A 20,058-nucleotide genomic window follows, 5' to 3' on the forward strand; every position below is an offset into this window, starting at 1 on the left:
TCTAGATACGCGCAGTTGCCTGGCGTGAAGGGTTGGATGGGGTGAGATGGGCGACGATCTCGCTGCGTTGCAGGTCCTGCCGGGGCAACTCGGCGACCACCGCGCCGTCGCGCACGACGAGGATGCGGTCGGCGATTTCCAGCGCCTCGTCCGGGTCGCTGCAGATCAGCAGCGTGGCGCGGCCGCCGGCGCTGGCGCGGATGCGCTGGCCAATCTCGCGGCGGGCGCGCACGTCGACGCCCTGGAAGGGTTCGTCGAGGATCAGCACCCGGCCCTGCCCCAGCAGCCAACGGGCGAGAATGACCTTCTGCTGGTTGCCGCCGGAGAGCAGCTCCAGCGCGGACTCCATGCAATCTCCCTGGATAGCCGGCCCCTTGATCCCGAGCGCGTCGATCTGTTCGGCCACCCTGGCGCGCTCGGCGTCACGCTCGATGAAGCCCAAGCGCGTGAAGCTGCGCAGGAACGGCAGCGTCATGCTGGCGCGTACCGAGAAGCCCGGTACCCGTGAATTGCGCGCGCGGTCCTCGGCGGCGAAGTACACCCCGGCGGCAATCGCCTCGCGCGGCGAACGCGGCTGCCAGTTGCGGCCATCGAGGCGGATCGAGCCGGCATGCTGGCGGCGCAGGCCGAACAGCACTTCGGCGATCTCGCTCTTGCCGGCGCCGAGCAGGCCAGTCAGGGCGACCACTTCGCCTTCGTGCAGGTCCAGGTCGAAGGCGGCACTGCTTGCATCGAGTTGCCAGTCGCGCAGGGTCAGCACGCTTTCGCCCCGCTCCAGCGCCTGCAACTGTACGTCGCCCAGCGCAGCGCCGAGCATCGATTCGACGGCGGCGGCAAGGTCCAGCGGTGCCGTGAATTCAGCCGCCAGGCGACCGTCGCGCAGCACCAGCGCGCGGTCTGCGATGCGCTGCAGATCAGTCAGCCGATGGGAGATGTAGACGATCGCCACGCCGCGAGCGCGCAGGCGCTCAATGAGTTTGAACAGGCGCTCGGCCTCACTGGTCGACAGTGCTGCGGTGGGTTCGTCGAGGATCAGCAGGCGAGGGTTGCGGGCCAGCGCGCGGGACAGGATCACCAGTTGTCGTTCGGCGGTGCCCAGCGACTCGATGGGCGCCTGCAGCGGCAGCTCCAGTTCCAGCCCGGCGGCGATCTCGGCGGCCCGGCGCAAGGCTTCACGCGGGCGGAACAGCAACGGCGCCGAAGCACCGCAGAGCTCGTCCAGCAGGAGGTTTTCCGCGACGCTCAGGCCGGGCACCACGCCCTGCTCCACCTGCTGGTGCACGGCCACGATGCCATGGCGGCGGGCGTCCTGGGGCGAGGCGAAACGGACCGGCACGCCATCGATCAGCAACTGCCCGGCATCGTGGCTATGGGAACCGGCAAGGATCTTCACCAGCGTCGACTTGCCCGCGCCGTTGGCACCGAGCAGGGCAAGCACTTCGCCGGGGCGGATTTCCAGGTCCAGGTCGACCAGCACGCGGTTCTCGGCATAGGACTTGCCGACGCCTTCGAGGCGGAAGAATGCGGCGCAAGCGGGCTGGGCAGACATGGGACTCTCGATACGACACGAAAGAGCGAGAGCGTCATTGCAGCGCTTCGCCGTTGGACTGAGCGGCGATTCTTTTATAATCTCAAACTATGCATCAACTAATTTTTAATATCGTTTATGCATATGCTAACAACCACCCGAGCAAGGCGTCGCGCACTGTTCGCCCAGCAACAGCAGCCAGGGAAAAACGGCTGACGCGACACCGATCGGGCGGGTAGCATCCATGGCATTCAACCCACAAGGTGAGAACTCGAGATGGCGAACGATACCTACACTCCACCCCGCGTCTGGACATGGGACAAGAGCAACGGCGGCGCCTTCGCCAGCATCAACCGGCCCATCGCCGGCCCGACCCACGAGAAGGCACTGCCGCGCGGCAAGCACCCGCTGCAACTGCATTCGCTGGCCACGCCCAACGGCGTGAAGGTCACCATCCTGCTCGAAGAGCTCCTGGAACTGGGTGTGACCGAAGCCGAGTACGACGCCTGGCCGATCAGGATTGGCGATGGCGACCAGTTCGGCAGCGGCTTCGTCGAGATCAACCCGAACTCGAAGATCCCCGCCCTGCTCGACACCAGCGTCAGCCCCGAGCTGCGCATTTTCGAATCCGGCTCGATCCTGCTGTACCTGGCAGAGAAATTCGGCCACTTCCTGCCCAGAGACCAGGCCAAGCGCACCGAGACGCTGAACTGGCTGTTCTGGCAGATGGGCAGCGCGCCCTTCCTCGGCGGCGGCTTCGGCCACTTCTACGCCTATGCGCCGGAGAAGTACAAGTACCCGATCAATCGCTACGCCATGGAGGTCAAGCGCCAGCTCGACGTGCTCGACCGCCAGCTGGCCGAAAACCGCTACATCGCCGGCGACGAGTACAGCATCGCCGACATGGCGATCTGGCCCTGGTACGGCGCGCTGCTGAACAACCAGGTGTATGAGGCGGCCGAATTCCTCGACGTGGAGAGCTACACCCACGTGCGCCGCTGGACCGACGAAATCGCCGCCCGCCCGGCGGTAAAGCGCGGACGGCGAGTCAACCGCACCTGGGGCGACGACGCGTTGCCGGAGCGGCACAGTGCCGAGGATTTCACGCGGTAATGGGTCGTCCCTTCCTGCGGATCGCGGACGAAGTGCGCTCCTATCTAGCCTGATGCTCTTGTAGGAGCGAGCTCGCTCGCGAACTTCCCTATGTCTCAGCCCCCAGCAATCGCTTTCGTAGGATGGCGTGGAGCGCAGCGATACCCATCAATGTCCACACACCGACAGCATGGGTATCGCAAGCTCCACCCATCCTACGTTCGTGCTCCGCCGTGATTTGGATGTGGATGGAAACTCGGCGCGTGGAGGGAATCCGCTACTACCAAAGCAAAAGCGGAGCCTCCTTCAAGGCTCCGCTTTTTTCATTTCAGCGAGCGTTACTTGCCCGCAGTCAGCGCGTTGTAGCTGGTCATCAGGTTCCGATAATCCGGAATGTGATTCGAGCACAGCGCCGCCAGCCCTTCGATATCGTTGCGCCAGTCGCGGTGCAGCTCACAGGCCACGCCGAACCAGGTCATCAGCTGCGCACCGGCCGCTTCCATCCGGCGCCAGGCGGCGTCGCGGGTCATCTCGTTGAAGGTGCCGGAGGCATCCGCCACCACGAACACATCGAAGCCTTCGGCCAGGGCCGACAGCGCCGGGAAGGCCACGCAGACCTCGGTCACCACGCCGGCGATGATCAGTTGCTTCTTGCCGGTGGCCTTCACCGCCTTGACGAAGTCCTCGTTATCCCAGGCGTTGATCTGGCCGGGACGGGCAATGTACGGCGCGTCCGGGAACTGCGCTTTCAGCTCGGGCACCAGCGGGCCGTTGGGGCCGGTTTCGAAGCTGGTGGTGAGGATGGTCGGCAGGTTGAAGAACTTCGCCAGGTCGCCCAGGGCGAGGACGTTGTTCTTGAACTTGTCCGGATCGATGTCGCGAACCAGCGAGAGCAGACCGGCCTGGTGGTCGACCAGCAGTACGGCGGCGTTGTCTTTGTCCAGGCGGTTGTAGGTGGCGTTGCTCATGGTGAAATCCTCGATTTGCTTTCAGTGGGTCCCGGCTTGGCCGGAAAAGGTTTGGACTCGTTTTGCAGTGCGTCACTGCATGGAACAAAGATTAATTTCGACACCCTTGATCCACTAGACGGCAAAATTCGCCTCTAGCGTTGCATTTTCAGAACGATAACCTCGTAAGGCAGCGCAGGAGATTCGGGCTAGCCTGCGTGCCGCCAGGTTGAATGGCTTGCCTCCTGGAACAACTGGCGCTGCCAGCTCAAGGGCGTCACGCCTTCGATACGGTGGAAGATCCGGCAGAAATGCGCCTGGTCGCAGAAGCCGCATTGCAGGCCGATCTCCGCCAGCGCGAAGGCTGACTCGCGCATCAGCTGCTTGGCTTTCTCCACCCGCAGCAGACGCATCCAGGCCTGGGGCGAATGCCCGGTGGTGACCTTGAACTTGCGGGTGAAATCGCTGCGCGACAGTGCGCAGGCGGCGGCCAGTGCGGTCACCGTGATGCCGCTGTCCAGGTGCTCGAGCAGCAGCGCCTGGGCGCGCTCCCATTGCCAGGGCGCCAGGTCGCGCTTGGCGCTGGCCGCTGGTATCTGGCCAATCAGTTGCTGAAGCATGCTGGTCCCTCCCCTGCACTCTGGGGAGCATTTTTTGTGCGCGCCGGGGGTGGCGGCGAGTTAAAGCTGGTTAAACCGCATTAACCCGCGACTGCGAAAAAGCTGCGACCAACGGGCCAGCAGCGCTTGACTGCAGCGCTCGCGAGGCCGCCGGCAAGCCATGCGAGGATCATCGGTTGGCGGCCGCAACGCCTTGGCCGGTACGGCCCCCGGGGAAAACGCAGGGTGCCATGGGCCGCGTTTGCCTATCGTCGCGTAGCACCACAGCCAGGCCTGGCGTTAATCGTTATTAAGCGCGCAGCCGGGCAAGCGGCGCCCGGCGCAGGATGGCTCATCGTCGAGTCGTCGTTTACCCTGAATGTGCTTCACCGAAGAATCGCCAATCGACCGCAGAAGTCGATGGACAAGCGCCACCAGGGCTGACACCCGGGCCGGCGCGGGACCTGCCTCCAGTGTGCGCAAGCGACGACCAGACAATGACTCCTGAGCCCGTGGCCGCGGTTGAAACCGTGCTTCATTTCGGCCCCTACCAGATCTACCCCGCGTCCCGCGTGATCCTCGAAGCCGGTCGCCCGCTGCGCCTCGGCCAACGCGCGCTGGATATCCTCCTGGCGCTGCTGGAGCGCGCCGGCGAAGTGGTCAGCAAGCGCGAGCTGCTGGCCCGCGCCTGGCCCGGGCAAGCCATCGACGAAGGCAACCTGCGGGTGCACATGACCGCCCTGCGCAAGGCGCTGGGCGACGGCCAGAACGGCCGGCGCTTCATCGTCACGGTGGCGCTGCGCGGCTACAGCTTCGTCGAGCCGCTGATCCGCTCGGCGCAGTCAACGCCCGCCCCGGCTGACGGCCAGTCGGCGGACCACAACCTGCCGCCCCGGCGCAATCGCCTGCTGGGCCGCGAAGCGGAACTCGAGCGCCTGCTCAGCGAGTTGCCGCAGCGCCGCTGCATCAGCCTGGTGGGCAGCGGCGGCATCGGCAAGACCAGTCTCGCCCTGCAGGCCGCCGAGCGCTTCATCGGCCGCTATCGCCACGGCATCCGCATGCTCGACCTCACCCAGTTGCAGGATGCCCGCCCGCTGAACAGCACCCTGGCTGCCGCCCTGGGTATTCCAGGGCTGGCCGGCGAAGCGCTGGAAGCTATCTGCCGCCAGGTCGCCGACCGCCAGATGCTGTTGCTCATCGACAACTGCGAGCACCTGATCGAGGCCGTCGCGCCCCTGGTGGAATGCCTGCTGCGCCACGCGCCACAGATCCACATTCTCGCCACCAGCCGTGAAAGCCTGCGCGCCACCGGCGAGCACATCCTGCCGTTGCGGCCGCTGGGTTGCCCGCCGGCACAGGTCGGCAGCATCGCCGACGCACTCGCCTACCCCGCCGTGGCGCTGCTGATCGAGCGGGCGAAGGAGACCCACGAGGACTTCGAGTTGCGCCCCGAGGACCTGCCGCGGGTCGGCGAAATCTGCCGGCGCCTGGAGGGTATTCCGCTGGCCCTGGAACTGGCCGCCAGCCACCTGGGCCAGGCCGACGGCAGCATCGATGCGCTACTGCAGGGCGGCTACCTGGACCTTCCGCTGCAGTCCGACCGCCACGAACATCTGCGCGCGATGCTCGACTGGAGCTACGCGCTGCTGCGCCCCGCGGAACAGTCCTGTCTGCGCCGCCTCAGTGTCTTTCGCGGCAGCTTCACGCTGCAATCCATCGCGGCGGTCCTCGGTCAGCCAGCGGCGCTCGGCGCGGCCTTCCTGCTGGTCAATCAGTTGACCGCCAAGTCGCTGCTGACCACGGAGATTCGCGGCGACGAGGTCACCTACCGGCTGCTCGAACCGACCCGCCTGCATGCCCTGGAGAAGCTCCAGGACGCCGGTGAACTGTACGAGGCCCGCGAGCGCCATCTGCAACTCTGCCAGCGTGCGCTGCAGGCTGCGTACAACGAATGGGAAAGGTCAGCCTCCCAGGGCTGGCTGCAACGTCATGCGCCCTGGCTCGCGGAGGTTCGCGCCGCACTCGACTGGGGGCTGCACGCCGAAGTGCGGCACACCCAGGCGATCCATCTCGCGGCCTGCTCGTCGCCGCTGTGGCAGGAGCTGTCGCTGCTGCACGAATACGGCCCTTATGTGAGCGCTGCACTGGGTCTGCTCAGCGCCGACCCCAGTTCGTCGTTGCAACTGGCCATGCAACTGGAACTGGCGCTGGGCAACACGACGTACCACGACGTGCGCAACAGCCAGGCCGACGAAGCCTTCCAGAACGCCCGCTTCCTCGCCCGGCAGATCGGCGACCGCCACGGCGAACTGACTGCGCTCTCCGGTGGCCTGGCGGTACTCCTGTGGGCCGGCCAGTACCAGCAGGCGGCCGAGCAGAGCCGGCACTTCGAGCGGCTGAGCGACGGCCAGGGCGAGATGCTCGCCACCAGTGCCCTGCGCCTGCAGGTGCTGGCATTGCATTACTCGGGCGACCAGGTGCGCGCCCAGGCCGCTGGCGAAGAAGTGCTGCAGCGTCTGCAGTGGCAACGCCAGGCGAATCGCTTCGCTCCCTGCCTGGGCGTGCAGTACGACCAGCAGGTCGCCTCGCTCGCCACCCAGGCCCGTACGCTCTGGCTGCGCGGCCTGCCCGAGCAGGCGGAACGCATGGCCACGCAGGCCATCGAGCTGGCCTGCGAGATCGACCACAGCGCCTCGATCGCCTACAGCCTCGCGGTGGCCGGCTGCGTCATCGCCTTCTACAACGGCGAACTCGACAAGGCGCGCAGCCGTGTACGGCAGATGATCGAGGTCGCCGAGCGCCACCGCGTGCCGTTGTTCAGCGACTGGGCGCGGCACTATGCGTGGGCCATGCAGCTCGACGAAGTGGCCGGCACCACGGCGCCGGCCGTTGGCCTGGTGCGCGATATCGTGCAGACCCTTGGCTGCCGCCCGCTGCCATCCGACCAGGCCCAGCTGATGCGCGCACGAACCGGCGCGGCAGGCTGGTGCGCCGCGGAAATCTTGCGCAATGAGGCCGTTGTCCTGCGGGCGCGCGGCGATCGTGAGTCGCTTTCCGGTGCTGAAACCCTGCTCTCGCACGCCATGGCCCTGGCTCGGCAGCAAGGTGCACTGGCCTGGGAACTGCGTTCGGCTACCTGCCTGGCAGAACTCTGCAGCGCGCAAGGCAGACCCGAAGACGCACGGCAATTGCTGGAGCCCGTCTACCAGCGCTTCAGCGAAGGCTTCGACCTGCCGGACCAGCGCCACGCGCGGCACTGCCTGGAGGGCCTGCGCGGCCCGTAAGAAGCAGCGCCGGCGGCGCCCTCTTCCCTTCAACCGCTCTGCGTCGAACAGCATGGCTGGCTCAGGCAATGGCTGCGTGCGCGCCTGGGCAACGCCCAGGACGCGGCAGACCTGGCCCAGGCAACCTGTTGCTCGGCGCCCGCTACGACTTCTGAACGCTCCGCTGCAGGCTGCCTGCCGGGATGGCCGCGTCAACTCGCAGCAGCCTGCTTGACATTAAAGTTAACTTTAAACTTAGCGTAGCCCTCGTCAGCCGCCCGGCCACCACGCCGGGCGGCCCCACCCGGATCAACCAGAAGGCCAGGCAGATGAAGGCGAAGTTCAAGCAAGTCGAGTTCGGCACCCAGCGCGTTGAAGTGATCGAAGGCGGCTATTACGACCGCTACCGGATGAACCCGGACCTGGACGAAGTGGCGAAGGACCCCGCCGCCGGCAACATCGATTACTTCCGGCGGATTCCCAAGCAGATGGTCGCCTCACGCGTCGGGCAAACCTGGGCGCCGAATTTCTACTACCGCACCAGCAGTATCCAGCTGCTGTTCCTCGCGCCCCTCGAGCGTCTTCGCGCAACGTTGCCGGCACCGCTGGAGCCACTGCGCGCCCTCCCCGGCCACGGCCTGGTGGCGCTGACGTTTTTCTCCTACTCGGTGTGCGACAACGACCCATACGACGAGGTCTCGGTCGCCATCGTCATCCGCCGGCCGGGCGCCAGGGGCAGCCATGCCCTGGAGCTGCTCGATTCAATGCGCCGCCGCAGCTTCGTCGCCCATGTGCTGGCGTTGCCGGTTTCCACGGAGATTGCGCGGGTGCGCGGTGTGTACGGCTACCAGCTGCCCAAATGGCGCACCGACATCGAGGTGAAGATCGGCAGCAACGTGGCCGCCAGCATCCAGGGGCCCGATGGCAAGGCGGACCTGGTGCTCGCCGCAGCGCTGCCCGCGCTGCAGATCGCCACCGCGCAATCGCGCCTGGGCACCACCACCATGCTTCACCAGGTCGACGGCCGCTGGCAGCAGACCCGCGTGCAGAGCAACACCCTGGCCTACGCGCAGAAGCTGCTGCCGCGCGACGTCCGCCTGAGCCGCAACGGCGGGCCGCTGAGCCAGTTGCTCGATGGGCTGGGCGCATCGCGAGTCCTGCGCCTGGACGTGGTCAAGGACGCGCAGATCGTGCTGCACCTTCCCGCGCCGGTGGAAAGCCTGCACTGAACTCCGGCAAAGGCCGAGGCCGCCATCCGCCAGCGCATCCTGTACGGCTGGCGACGTGGCCCCGGAAGAAGCCTATCGGGCCCCGACCGCCGCCGGGCGCGGCCTACTGCGGCTGTACGCTGACGGCGACTGCGGAGGTCACCCGCATCACCAGTTGGCGCCCCAGGTACTCGCGCTTCATCTGCACATCCGGACGGACATTCACCGTGTGCTGGCTGCCGTCGGCGAACTGCAAGGTTGCGGTGCGCTTGCTGGTGTCCATGGACTTGACCACCGCTGTGATCTCCACCGTATCGGCGGCGAGCATGGCCGGTTTGTTGCCCGGCTGCGCCGTCGCCAGCAGGCCGGCCACGCCACTGCCAGCCGGCTGGCCCGGCTCACGCAGATAGACCAATCGCTCCATTGTGACGATGGCGCGGACCCGGTCGCCGACCTTGAGCTGCTCGAAGTTGCGCATCTCCGGCGGCGCCTGAAGGGTACGGCTGTTGCCCTGGTCATCGGTGAGGGTGAAGGTGCGCTTGCTCAGGTCGACGGCACTGACGCTGGCCTGCACCTCCTCCGTCTCGGTCATGGCACCGCCCGGCACGCCCTTGGCGACCGACTCGGTGTTGTCGAACTGGTAGCTCAGCTCGTCGTTCTTCTGGCTCTGGCAACCGACCAGCACGCCGACAGCCAGGGACAGGTAGATCCAGCGGGACACACTCATCGGGCGACTCCTTGCATCAAGGTGCTAGCGGACGGCTATCGCGGGTACGCGGTAACCAGCACACGCAGGCCAAGCCTCGGTGGCCGCGTGGATTCACCGAGCGTAGCAGCTACCCGGCGCTGCACCCGCCTTGCCTTGAGCTGAAGCCTCCGCCCCTGCTGTCTGCCCTGGTGGTAGCGGACATTGCGCGGAGGGTCGCGGCGCAGGGGCCGGCAAGCTGTTCGGCGAGCGGCACTCCCGGCTGCGCAGGCGGGCACCTGCCACACCCCGCAGCCGGTTCCGCCGGCTTACTGCTCGCGTACCAGCAGCAGCGGGCGCGTGCTTGTCCGCAACACTCCCTCGGCCACGCTGCCGAGCATCAGGCGATGCACGCCGCGGCGACCGTGGGTGCCCATGACGATGGCATCCGCCTTGACCGCCTCGGCCTCCGTCTCGATACGCTCGGCCACCTCCTCGCCGACGCTGTCCATGGCCACCGCCGCGAAGCTGGCCGGCACCGCGAACTCGGCGACCACTTCCCGCGCCTTGCTCAGGATGTCATCGGCGGCCTTGAGCGCGGCCGCATGCAGCGCTTCGGTGTCGTAGTACTTGGCGTAGTAAGGGAGATGCGCCAGGGGGCGGTCGATGATGCTGATAACGTGCAGCTCGCCGCCGCTCATGCGGGCCAGCCGTGCGCCTTCGGCCAGGGCGCGGAAGGAAACCGGACTGCCGTCCACGGCGGCCAGTACGTGCTTGTACATGATGTGCTCCTCGTTGATTGGCAATACGACCTTAACTGCCAATCAATCGAGCGCCCTTGTGGCGCATCAATGTAATCGCGTTGCTGCGCTCGCCCTCAGTGCGCCGCAGCCACCTCGTCCCGACAGGCCGAAGGACTCCGTCCGGTCCAGCGCTTGAAGGCCCGGCGGAATCCGCGCACATCGCTGTAGCCGAGGGCTTCGGCAATGCGCTCGATGGGCATCTCCGGGTTGCCCAGCAGGCTCATGGCGCGCGCCCGGCGTACCTGCTCGTGCAGGGTCTCGAAGGTTATCTCGTGCTCGCTCAGGCGCCGCCGCAGGGTGCGGCTGCTCATGTTCAGGCCGGCAGCCACCTTGTCGATGGGGCAGCCTGATGGCAGGTCGCGGAGAATGGCACGCTCGACGGTTTGCAGCAGGTCGCTCTTCTGCTGCACCTGGGCACATTCGGCTTCCAGCAGGTTGAGTGCCTGGCGCAACGCAACGGGCTGGTGGCTGGGCAGTGCCGCGTCCAGCCAATGGCTGGCGATCACCATGCGATTGTGCAGGCAGCCGAAGCGCAGGTTCGGCCCCAGCAGGCGCCGGTACTCGGCCTCATAGCTGGGCGCGGCGTGGGTGAACTCGAAACGCAGGGGCTGGAACGCATCGCCGATAAGGGCGCGGTTGTAGACCAGTACGCTGGCGAAGAACTCCTCCACCGCGAACACCTGGACATCCGTGTAGGGCAGCCGGCACTCGACTTCGATATGGCTTTCCTCGGGGCCTTCCTGCAGGTGGCAGACCGTCATCCCGCCGGTGGTGTGCTGGAAACGCCGGCCCACCTCGAAGGCGTCGCGCAGGGTCTTGCACAGGGACAGCACATGGCCGAGCAGGCCCAGGGTGCCGAGCACGTTGTGGTCACCGACCCAGAGGCCCAGGCCGCGCTCGGGCAGGGCCTCCAGCGCGCGCTGGATCATGCTCACGGCCTGGCGGTAGGAAATGCGCTGCGTCGGGTCCTGCAGTTCGTCGGCCGTGAAGCCGAGCCCCAGGCACAGGCGCTCACCACTGACGCCCCGGGCGCTGGCGACCTCGGCGAGAGTCTGCAGCAGGAAGGGCGAAACCAGGGCCAGGTCGAGCTGGGCATCGATAGGGATACTGGGCATGGAGGCTGATCTCGAATCCGGGTGCCTGGAATTCTTGTTCTGCGGCTGACACGCGGCCTGGCCATCATAACCCGACGGCGGGCGCGCCATGATCGAGCGTAACAGAATATTACAAGCCGCCTACCCTCGCCTCCCGGCAGCGCCTCGACCGTACAGCCCGCGGCGCCGCGGAAATCAGCAACTACACTGCGCGGATACCCGCTCCCTTCTATGCCAGCAGTCAATCGTCGGTCCTGGCCACGCCCTGAGGCGAACCGAGGGCAGCGGTTGGGTCAGGTGGGAACAGCCCGGTCAGCTGATCCACAAGAGGAGGCCCAATGCAGGCCATGGAACGATCGACACCCCGCAAGACCGCACTGTTCAGCGGTGCCAGCCATGTGCTGCCCGCGCTGCTGATCGCCAGCAGCTTGTTCGTCGGTGGTAGCGCCTTGGCGACGGAACCCCTGGGCGGCCAGCCGCCCGCCGGCTCCAGCCCCTCGGTGAAGGACTTCGACTACCAGATCAAGTACCAGCGCGCCTTCGAAGCCATCCTCTGGAACATGCCGGCGATCTCCATCTATTCGTTCCGCCGCGCCGCCTTCGAGGAGCTGGGGTACAAGGACAACGACATCATCGCCTACTCGCAGACGGCGACGCCGCAGCTCGAGGCTTTGACGGCCAACAGCACCACGCCCTACATCGCCGCCTACACCGACCTGCGCAAGGGCCCGGTAGTCCTCGAGATTCCACCGGCGGGTGCGGCCGGCAGCCTCTACGGCCAGGTCGTCGATGCCTGGCAGTTCACCATTGCCGATGTCGGCCCCGCGGGCGTCGACAAGGGCAAAGGCGGCAAGTACCTCTTCACCGCGCCGGACTACAAGGGCGAAATCCCCAAGGGCTACTTCCACGTCGCCTCGCCGAACTACCGCATCGCCTTTGCCTTCCGCTCCGTCCCCGCCGCCGGGAAGACAGCGGCGGACGCTTACCAGTACGCCAGGCAGTTGCGCATGTATTACCTGGAGCAGGCGAAGAACCCGCCGCAGCAGAAGTTCATCGACCCCAGCCACCAGCGCTACCCGACGCTGCCGTTCTACGACGAGCGCCACTTCGAGGACATGCACGCGATCATGAGCGTCGAGCCGGTCCGCGAGCACGACAAGCTGATGATGGGCATGCTGGCTTCGCTGGGCATCGAGAAAGGCAAACCCTTCGCGCCCGATGAAACGGCCAGGCGCGCCATGCACCAGGCCGCCATCGACGCCTGGTTCTACCTGCAGGAGTGGTTCGACAAGAACATGGCCAAGCGCGTGTACTGGCCCGACCGTCACTACGTCTCGCTGTTGCAGGCGGACAGGAACCACGCGTTCAAGTTCGTCTACGACGACCGTATCGACCTGACCGAACGCGCCGCGGAATACTTCTGGTGCACCTACATGCCCAAGGTGCTCAGCGCTTCCCCGGCCACTTCCTACCAGATGGCCATGGCCGACAAGGACGGCAAGCCGCTGGAGGCCGGCAAGCTGTACAAGGTCGAGGTCCCCGCGAAGATGCCGGTCAAGCAGTTCTGGGCCCTGACCGTCTACGACCGCGCCACCTTCTCCTTCATCTACAGCGACAGCAACCGCACCACCCTGTCGTCCTTCGATGTCGACAAGATGAAGAAGAACGCCGACGGCGGCGTCACCCTCTACGTCGGGCCCAAGGCGCCGGAGGGCCTGGAATCAAACTGGATTCCCACCTCGGGCAAACGCCCGCTGCCAGCCCTCCGTTTCTACGGGCCGACGCAGGAATTCAACGACAAGACCTTCAAGATGCCCGACTTCGAGCGGGTCGCCGACTGATCAGCAGCGCCAGCCCGCAGGCGGCCGGGAGAGTCGGTTGAACTCCCGGCCGCCCCCTCCTCAATGGGCCCGGACAGCCGCCGGCGGCGTCCACTCCCCGTTCAGCACCTCAGGCTTGGCCCAGTAGGTGCGAATGGTCATCTCGAACTCGCTTTTCGGCGCCGGCAGCCAGTTGGCCTCCTTGTCCTTGCCCGGCGAGTCGTGCTGCACGTAGATGGTCAGCGAACCGTCGTCGTTGTACTTCATGCGGTCCAGGTTCTTGGTGCCGACCGAGTAGCGCTTGAGCGAGTTGGCCGCGAAGAAGTGCTTGGGGTCGTACATCGTCAGCGACCAGAAACCGTTCGCTGGCGGTGTCTGGCCCTTTGCGAAGGTCACGGTGTAGCTGTGATTGCCGTTGAGGCGCTCGCCCTTGCCATCCACCTCGAGGAAGAAGTAGCGGGTTTCCTCGGGTTGGTTGGTGTACATGTTGGACTTCGCCGTCGCCGTGCGGGTCAGGTAGTCATTGCCCCAGCGGGCGACGTTGGTGGGCGAGTTCCAGCCGTTGGGCAGGCGCGAGCCGTTGGTGCGGAAGGAGAACAGCGGGGTGATCACCTGCTCCTCGGTCTCGACCGCAGTCTTGACCAGCACGTCCTTGATCGCCGGGTCCTTCGCGGCGGCGTCCAGTACCGCACGCAGCATGGCGTAACGGCTTTCCTCGCCGGCCAGCGGCGGCACCTTGTCGAGTATCTGCGGCAGTTCATCGAAGAACTTGTTCGGGTCCACCCAGCGGGTCTCGCTGGAGGAGCTCTGCGCAGCGGGGAAATGCGGGGTCTTGGTCCAGTCCTTGGTGACGGATTTGCCGTTGTACTTGCTCAGCGGATAGACCACCACCTGCTGCAGTACCTTCTTCACCGCCTCGTGGTCGGCTTCGCTGTCGCCCATGAAGACACGCGGGCCGATAGCGATGAATTCGGTGGGAGACTTGATCACCTCGGTGATGCCTTCAGGCACCGTACCCTTCCAGTTGGGCCCTACCACCAGGTAATTGCCCGGCTTGGTGCCGTACTGCTTGCCGAGCTTGGAAAACTCTTCGCTGCGGGCGTCATACAGGGCGTAGACCCAGAAGCGGTCGCCAAAATCCGGTACCTGCAGGACCACCGGATCGTCATCGGTGGCGCCGAAGCCGAATCCGTAGACCACGTCCTGGTTCGGGTGCGCGACCCAGTGCTGCTCAGGGGAAATGTAGTCACTGAGCATGCTGACGTAGCCAACCGGCGCGGCGGGCAGGATGCCGCCCATCAGGCCCGGTTCCGGAGCCTTGGAGAAAGACGCCCGGCGATTGAATGCATTGACCAGCGGCCAGCCCCACAGATAGGCGTCCTGGGCGATCACCCGTGCGCTGGACGGCGTGATCACGGTACCGGCGGGAATGCCCGGCACCTCGGCGGCCGGCTTGCCAGACGAGTTCTCGCCCGCCTGGGCGCCAATGGACAGGGTGGTGCACAGTGCCAGGGCGAGCAGGCTGAATCCGATCTTGTGCTTCATCAAGTATCTAACTCCATAGGGTCGTTGGGGCCTTTCAGGGGAAACTTGCGGGCACGCGATCTGACGGGAACTACCGCTGCATCGAATTCCGTGGCGCCAGAATAAAGGTAGCTCCGGCGCTGCGGCTGGCAAATGCAACCCGACCCCAACTTTCCGGGCCGGGTTTCTCGGCAAATCCCCGACAAGCGTCGATGACCTCTGTGCTCGCTTCGCGTGCTCGTTGCAGCAGGATGGGTTGCCCCGCCCTGCCCTTGATCAGTGCCGACTGGCGTCGACGGGGCGTACCAGCCAGGCCGCCAGCGCCGGCAGCAGGAGGATCGCGCCGAGCAGGTTGACCAGGAACATGAAGGCCAGAAGGATGCCCATGTCGGCCTGGAACTTCAGGGAGGAGAACGCCCAGGTGGCAATGGACAGGGTCATGGTCACGGCGGTGAATACCGATGCCGTGCCGCGCTGCTTCAGTGCCTCGACGAAGGCCTCGCGCAGGCTGCAGCCACGCTCATGCATCTCGTGCTTGATCCGCTCGAACAGGTAGATGCCGTAGTCGACCCCGACCCCGACGCCCAGCGCGACCACCGGCAGCGTGTTCACCTTGACGCCGATGCCCAGCAAGGCCATCAGCGCATTGCACAGCACCGTCACCAGGGCCAGCGGCACGATCACGCACAAGGTGATGCGCCAGGAGCGGAACATCCACAGGCACAGCAGCGTGACCGAGGCGAACAGCGCGCTGTTCACCAGCTTGTCGCCGGCATGCACCACTTCATTGGTGGCGGCCATCACGCCGACGTTGCCGGAGGCCAGCTGGAATTCGACCTGGTCGTTGTCGTTGGCGGCCTTGAATGCCTTGATCTTGCCCATCAGCGTGGCGATGGTGTCGGCCTGGTGGTCGCGGGTGTAGATCGATACCGGGATCGCGTTGCAGGCGCTGTTCATGTATTCGGTGCCAACGCGCGTGGCGAAGCCTACGCCCTGGGCGATCTGCGCGGTGGGCTCGGGCAGCACGCGCCACTTCAGGTCGGTCTCGGCATAGGCCTGGGTGATGCTGCCGACGAAGCCGGCCAGGCTGCGCACCGAGGACACACCGTCATCCTGGCGCAGATACAGTTCCAGCTCACCGATAGGGTCCAGCACCTCACGCTTCACGCAGGGGGTTTCCTCGCTGCCCTTGGCGCGGGCGATGACCTGCAACAGATCGACACCGATGGCGAAGTCCCGCGTGATAACGGCAACGTCCTGGTTGTAACGCGAATCCGCGCGCAGTTCCGGCACTCCGGCGCCGATATCGCCAACGTGCAGGTGCCGCGCCTCGAACAGGCCAAAGCCCAGCAGCAGCGCCGCGCAACCCAGTGCCCAGGCAGCGCCGCGGCGGGTCGCCAGAACCCCCAGGCGCTCCCACAGTGCTGCGCCGAGGGTTTCCTTGCCGCGCAGCTTCTGCGCATCGGCGGCAGACAGGCGCATGAACGAGAGCAGGATCGGCAGCAGCATCTTGTTGGTGACGATCATCACCGAGACGCCCAGCGTGGCGGTGATGGCCAGCTCGCGGACCATCTCGATATCCACCAGCGCGATCACCACGAAGCCCAGCGCATTCGCCAGCAGTGCCACCGCACCGGGAATGAACAGCTTCTGGAAACAGTTGCGCGAGGCGGTCACGCCATCAGCGCCGTGCAAGGTCTCCAGCTTCCACGCATTGGTCATCTGCACCGCATGGGAAACGCCGATGGAGAAGATCAGGAACGGCACCAGGATCGACATCGGGTCCAGGGTCAGCCCCAGCAGCGGCAGCAGGCCGAGCAGCCAGATCACCGGCACCACGGCGCAGATCAGCGCCCAGCCGGTGAGCATCAGCGAGCCGGAGTACCAGAACAGCAGAACCGCGGTGATGACGAAGGCGATGATGAAGAAGATCAGCACGCCCGACGCACCCTCGGCGATATCGCCGACGGATTTGGCGAAGCCGATGATGTGAATGCTGATATCCGCGCTCTGGTTTTCCTGGCGGATCTGTTCGAGCTTCTTCGCCACGTCCTGCAGGTCGAGGCGCTGCCCCGTAACCGGGTCGGTTTCCTGCAGGTTGGCAACCACCATGGCCGCGGACAGATCGCTGGAAACGATGCGCCCGACCCAGTCGGATTTCAGCGTGCGCTCGCGCACCTGGGCGATCTGCTGGGGCTTGCCGGCGTAACTGGAATCCACCAGGTTGCCGCCGGTGAAGCCATCCTCCACCACTTCGGTGTAACGCACGTTGGAGGTGAACAGCGAGGTCACCGAACTGCGCTCCACGCCATTGATGAAGAACACTTCATCGGAGACCTTGCGCAGCGCGGCCATGGCCTGCGGCGTGAAGATTTCGCCCTTGTTGTTCTTCACCGCGACCAGCACCTTGTTGGCGCCGCCGAAGTCCTTCTGGTACTCCAGGAAGGTCTTCATGTACTCGTGGTGCAGCGGGATCATCTTGAAGAAGCCCGCCTCCGCCTTGAGCTGGCCGGCACTGTAGCCCAGCGCCAGGGTGATCAGGATGAACAGCGCGAGCAGCGGCTTGCGCTGGTGGAAGATCCAGTAGGACACCCGCCCTACCACTCCGCGGGAGAAGTTCTGGCGCTCCAGATGCTCGGCATTCTTCACAAAGTTTTCCTGCATGCTCATGGATCAGTCCTGCACTTGGGGCTTGGCCTGGGGAAGCGTCATCACGCCGTGGTCCCCCACTGCCAGAAGTCGGCCATCGCCGCGCTCGATGGCGCGAGCCAGGCTGGCATGAGTCGAAGGCTGGACGCTGAAGTGGCCGCCCTGGTCATCGCTGGACAGCAACAGCCCGCTGTTGCCCATCACCAGCACACGGCCGGACTTGAGCTCGACGGCGCCGTTGAGAGCGAAGGTGGTGCCGCTCTGCCGTTGTTCCCAGCTCTGGCCGGCATCGGCCGAGTACCAGAGGTTGCCGCGCATGCCGTAGATCAGCAGGCCGCCACCGTTGAGTTGAAGCGCGCCGAACAGGCTGCCGGCGTAGGGACTGGCCATGGCCTGCCAGCTCTGCCCATGGTCGGCCGAGCGAGCCAGCGTGCCGCTCTCGCCCACCAGCAACCAATCGCCGTTGGCCAGGGCGATGATCTGCGAGATGTGCCGGTCGAAGTCCTCGCCCAGCACGCTGTGGCGCTGCCAGGTGACGCCGTTGTCCGCCGACATCAGGTAAAGCCCGAAAGCGCCCCAGGCGACCATCCGCCCCTCGCCCATGGCCGCGACGCCCAGCAATGCATCGCCGTTGGTCTCCGCGTCGATCGCCTGCCAGTGGCGGCCGCCATCTTCGGTTTTCAGCAGGGCGCCGCCGTGTCCAACGGCAATGCCGTGACGGGCATCGGTGAACGCAACACCGGCCAGCGTGCGGGTCGTCGACGTGCGTGTGCTGGTCCAGTGGTCACCACTGGCGTCAGCCAGCAACACGACACCCCGCTCGCCGACGGCCACCAGGCCATCGCCGGTATCGGCGACATTGAGCAGGAACACGCGGTCCGGGCGCAGGGTGTAGTCCGCAGCCGGCGTCTGGGCGAAGGCGTATGAGGCGGGCAGGCAGAGGCCTGCCAGCAGCAGAATCTGGCGTGGCGACATGAACTTGTTTCCAGCGGGCGAACGGACCGCCAGGGACGGCCCGTTCGGGTTCAACGAAGGTCGATAGCTATCACTTGCCCATGCGGCGCAGCGCGTCGGGCTGGAAGTCGACGAAGCGACCCTTGATACCGAACGTCCAGGGCTGCGCTTCCTCGTTGGCCAGGCCGGCGAGGTAGTAGCTGCCGTTGCTCAGGTCGTGCCAGATGTTGGCGCGGTACCAGGGCACCTGGGCGTCGTAGAACTGGACCAGCGGGTGCACGCCGATGCGCCAGAGCGTACCGCGGGTGTCGTAGGCGTCGCTGGCCAGTACGGTCCAGGAATCCTCGTCGAGGTACATCACGCGCTTGCCGTAGACGTGCTTGGCATCCGGGCGCAGCGTGCCTTCCACCACCCACACGCGGTGCAGCTCGTAGCGCATGAGGTCCGGGTTCGGCGTATTGGGCGTGAGCAGGTCCTTGTACTTCACTTCCTTGCTGCCCAGCTTGTAGTCGTTGTACGGGACGTACATTTCCTGCTTGCCGACCAGCTTCCAGTCGAAGCGGTCCGGGGCGCCGTTGTAGCCGTCGAAGTCATCGGTCACACGCAGGCCTTCGGTGCCGTCGTTGACGTTGTCGTAGGCCAGGTCGGGAGCACGGCGCACGCGGCGCTGGCCGACGTTGTAGATCCACGCCGAACGTACTTCCTTCACCTGGTCGATCGGCTCGTGCACCAGCTGCACGGTGCCCGCCAGGGTGGCCGGCGAGATGAAGCGCGCAGAATAGTTGAGCAGGCGGTTGTCCGACTGCTTGTCCATGTTGGTGTCGAACACGCGGTTTTCCTGGATACGCACGGTGTAGAAGTCACCGCTGCCGCGTACCGGGAAGGACGCGTAGGTCCGCTGCAGACCGCCGCCAAGGTAGCGCAGGTTGTGGTTCCAGATCGCTTCCAGGCCGTTCTTCGGAATCGGGAACGGCGTGGTGGTGCCATTCAGATTGCTTACCCCGAAGCCGTTGAGCTGGGCGTTCACCGCCTCCTGCCTGACCTTCTCGGCAACCGCCGCCGGGACTGCCGCGGTGCGGTGCGTCGGGTAGACCGGCATCTTGAACGTTGGGTACTTGGCCAGCAGCGCCTGCATGCCCGGTGTCACCTTGTCCTTGTACTGCGCCAGGTTGGCGGCGGTGATGGTGAACAGCGGCTTCTCCCCGGCGAAGGGGTCGACGTAGCCCTGCGCCGCGCCCCAGCCCGCCGGCGGCTGGGGCATGCCGCCGGTGTACGCCGGGATCGAACCATCGGCATTGCCGGCCATCTCGCCGCCCAGCGGCGTGAGATCCTTGCCCAGGCGCGCGGCCTGTTCGGCAGTGAGTTGTGCGTGGGCCTGGCTGCTCAGGGCGAGCAGCAGGGCCGCCGTCAGGCCGCCCAGGCGCGCGGCACGGTATGGCTTGTTCATCGGTATGACCTCTTGTTGTTCTGTCAGAAGCTGTAGCTGTAACTGGCGGCGTAGAAATCGCGGTCGTGCAGCGGGTCGTACTCGGCGCTGTTGTCGAAGCTGACGTAGCTGAAATCGAGCTTTTGCTGCTTGTTGTAATCGAAGGTGATGCCGATGGCGGAAGTAACGCGGCCCTCGTTGAACTGGCCATCCATTGACACGCCATCGACGTCCTGGCCGAGGAAGGCGTAGGGCGAGGCGGTGATGCTGGTGCCGAGGAAGTTGTTGTAGTCGAGCTGTCCGCGCAGGCGATAACCCCAGGCGAAGTCGGTGACGTAGCCGTCGTTGTATCTGAATGACGCTAACAGTTAGTAGTGCATAACATATTGATATTTAACGATATTGTTACGCTAACAATTTTTCGTCCTTCGCAGCCTAAATCAGGGCTTTTCAGTCCGACCCACCC

General features: G+C 65.6%; 15 protein-coding genes and 1 pseudogene. 5 read left to right on the forward strand and 11 right to left on the reverse strand.

Going from position 1 to position 20,058, the window contains the following annotated elements:
• Window position 1: 1 nt before the first annotated feature.
• Entirely contained in the window at window positions 2-1,549 is a 1,548-nt protein-coding gene (locus L6D89_RS31605) for a sugar ABC transporter ATP-binding protein (RefSeq protein WP_236202276.1), read from the reverse strand.
• Window positions 1,550-1,804: 255 nt separating this feature from the next.
• Here L6D89_RS31605 and yghU point away from each other — a divergent pair, with 255 nt between their 5' ends.
• Window positions 1,805-2,641, forward strand: a complete 837-nt coding sequence (yghU, locus tag L6D89_RS31610) for a glutathione-dependent disulfide-bond oxidoreductase (protein WP_236202277.1) — start codon at window positions 1,805-1,807, stop codon at window positions 2,639-2,641.
• Window positions 2,642-2,958: 317 nt separating this feature from the next.
• Here yghU and ycaC read toward each other — a convergent pair whose 3' ends face one another.
• Window positions 2,959-3,588, reverse strand: coding sequence for an isochorismate family cysteine hydrolase YcaC (gene ycaC / locus L6D89_RS31615; RefSeq protein WP_236201178.1), 630 nt, complete (start codon window positions 3,586-3,588; stop codon window positions 2,959-2,961).
• A 188-nt stretch (window positions 3,589-3,776) separates the two neighbouring features.
• Window positions 3,777-4,187 (reverse strand): helix-turn-helix domain-containing protein, encoded by a 411-nt coding sequence (locus tag L6D89_RS31620; RefSeq protein WP_236170566.1) that lies wholly within the window; start codon window positions 4,185-4,187, stop codon window positions 3,777-3,779.
• A 476-nt stretch (window positions 4,188-4,663) separates the two neighbouring features.
• Here L6D89_RS31620 and L6D89_RS31625 point away from each other — a divergent pair, with 476 nt between their 5' ends.
• The 3 genes and pseudogenes from L6D89_RS31625 (at window position 4,664) to L6D89_RS31635 (ending at window position 8,658) form a co-directional block, all read left to right on the forward strand.
• The gene (locus tag L6D89_RS31625) at window positions 4,664-7,450 is read left to right on the forward strand and encodes an ATP-binding protein (RefSeq protein WP_236202278.1); all 2,787 of its coding nucleotides are present in this window, start codon (window positions 4,664-4,666) and stop codon (window positions 7,448-7,450) included.
• Between the two features lie 45 nt (window positions 7,451-7,495).
• Window positions 7,496-7,576 (forward strand): annotated as a pseudogene (locus L6D89_RS32915) (sigma-70 family RNA polymerase sigma factor); the annotation flags it as partial.
• A 182-nt stretch (window positions 7,577-7,758) separates the two neighbouring features.
• Window positions 7,759-8,658, forward strand: a complete 900-nt coding sequence (locus L6D89_RS31635; RefSeq protein ID WP_236202279.1) for an acetoacetate decarboxylase — start codon at window positions 7,759-7,761, stop codon at window positions 8,656-8,658.
• 103 nt (window positions 8,659-8,761) lie between these two features.
• Here the strand turns inward: L6D89_RS31635 and L6D89_RS31640 are convergent, their stop codons facing one another.
• From L6D89_RS31640 to L6D89_RS31650, 3 genes are all read right to left on the reverse strand, one after another.
• A complete protein-coding gene (locus tag L6D89_RS31640; protein WP_236202280.1) occupies window positions 8,762-9,364 on the reverse strand; it encodes a hypothetical protein in 603 nt (200 codons plus the stop codon).
• A 287-nt stretch (window positions 9,365-9,651) separates the two neighbouring features.
• Window positions 9,652-10,104, reverse strand: coding sequence for a universal stress protein (locus L6D89_RS31645; protein WP_236202281.1), 453 nt, complete (start codon window positions 10,102-10,104; stop codon window positions 9,652-9,654).
• A gap of 95 nt (window positions 10,105-10,199) precedes the next feature.
• Window positions 10,200-11,240: an AraC family transcriptional regulator gene (locus tag L6D89_RS31650; RefSeq protein ID WP_236202282.1), complete on the reverse strand. Its 1,041-nt coding sequence runs from the start codon at window positions 11,238-11,240 to the stop codon at window positions 10,200-10,202.
• Between the two features lie 326 nt (window positions 11,241-11,566).
• Between L6D89_RS31650 and L6D89_RS31655 the strand changes: the two genes are divergently transcribed.
• On the forward strand, window positions 11,567-13,060 hold the full coding sequence (locus L6D89_RS31655) for a DUF1254 domain-containing protein (RefSeq protein WP_236202283.1): 1,494 nt from the start codon (window positions 11,567-11,569) through the stop codon (window positions 13,058-13,060).
• 60 nt (window positions 13,061-13,120) lie between these two features.
• On the opposite strand, the gene L6D89_RS31660 is transcribed toward L6D89_RS31655, so the two are convergent.
• The 5 genes from L6D89_RS31660 to L6D89_RS31680 form a co-directional block, all read right to left on the reverse strand.
• Window positions 13,121-14,584, reverse strand: a complete 1,464-nt coding sequence (locus tag L6D89_RS31660; protein ID WP_236202284.1) for a DUF1254 domain-containing protein — start codon at window positions 14,582-14,584, stop codon at window positions 13,121-13,123.
• A gap of 255 nt (window positions 14,585-14,839) precedes the next feature.
• Window positions 14,840-17,233 carry an efflux RND transporter permease subunit gene (locus tag L6D89_RS31665; RefSeq protein WP_236202285.1) on the reverse strand — a complete coding sequence of 798 codons (2,394 nt, stop codon included), beginning with the start codon at window positions 17,231-17,233 and terminating at the stop codon, window positions 14,840-14,842.
• Between the two features lie 3 nt (window positions 17,234-17,236).
• Complete coding sequence (locus L6D89_RS31670; protein WP_236202286.1) at window positions 17,237-18,187, reverse strand: WD40/YVTN/BNR-like repeat-containing protein; 951 nt, start codon at window positions 18,185-18,187, stop codon at window positions 17,237-17,239.
• A gap of 70 nt (window positions 18,188-18,257) precedes the next feature.
• Window positions 18,258-19,613 (reverse strand): DUF1329 domain-containing protein, encoded by a 1,356-nt coding sequence (locus L6D89_RS31675; RefSeq protein ID WP_236202287.1) that lies wholly within the window; start codon window positions 19,611-19,613, stop codon window positions 18,258-18,260.
• 23 nt (window positions 19,614-19,636) lie between these two features.
• Window positions 19,637-19,960, reverse strand: coding sequence for a DUF1302 family protein (locus tag L6D89_RS31680; protein ID WP_276574858.1), 324 nt, complete (start codon window positions 19,958-19,960; stop codon window positions 19,637-19,639).
• Between the last annotated feature and the right edge of the window lie 98 nt (window positions 19,961-20,058).

The organism is Pseudomonas pseudonitroreducens, from assembly GCF_021603645.1.
Taxonomy (GTDB): domain Bacteria; phylum Pseudomonadota; class Gammaproteobacteria; order Pseudomonadales; family Pseudomonadaceae; genus Pseudomonas; species Pseudomonas pseudonitroreducens.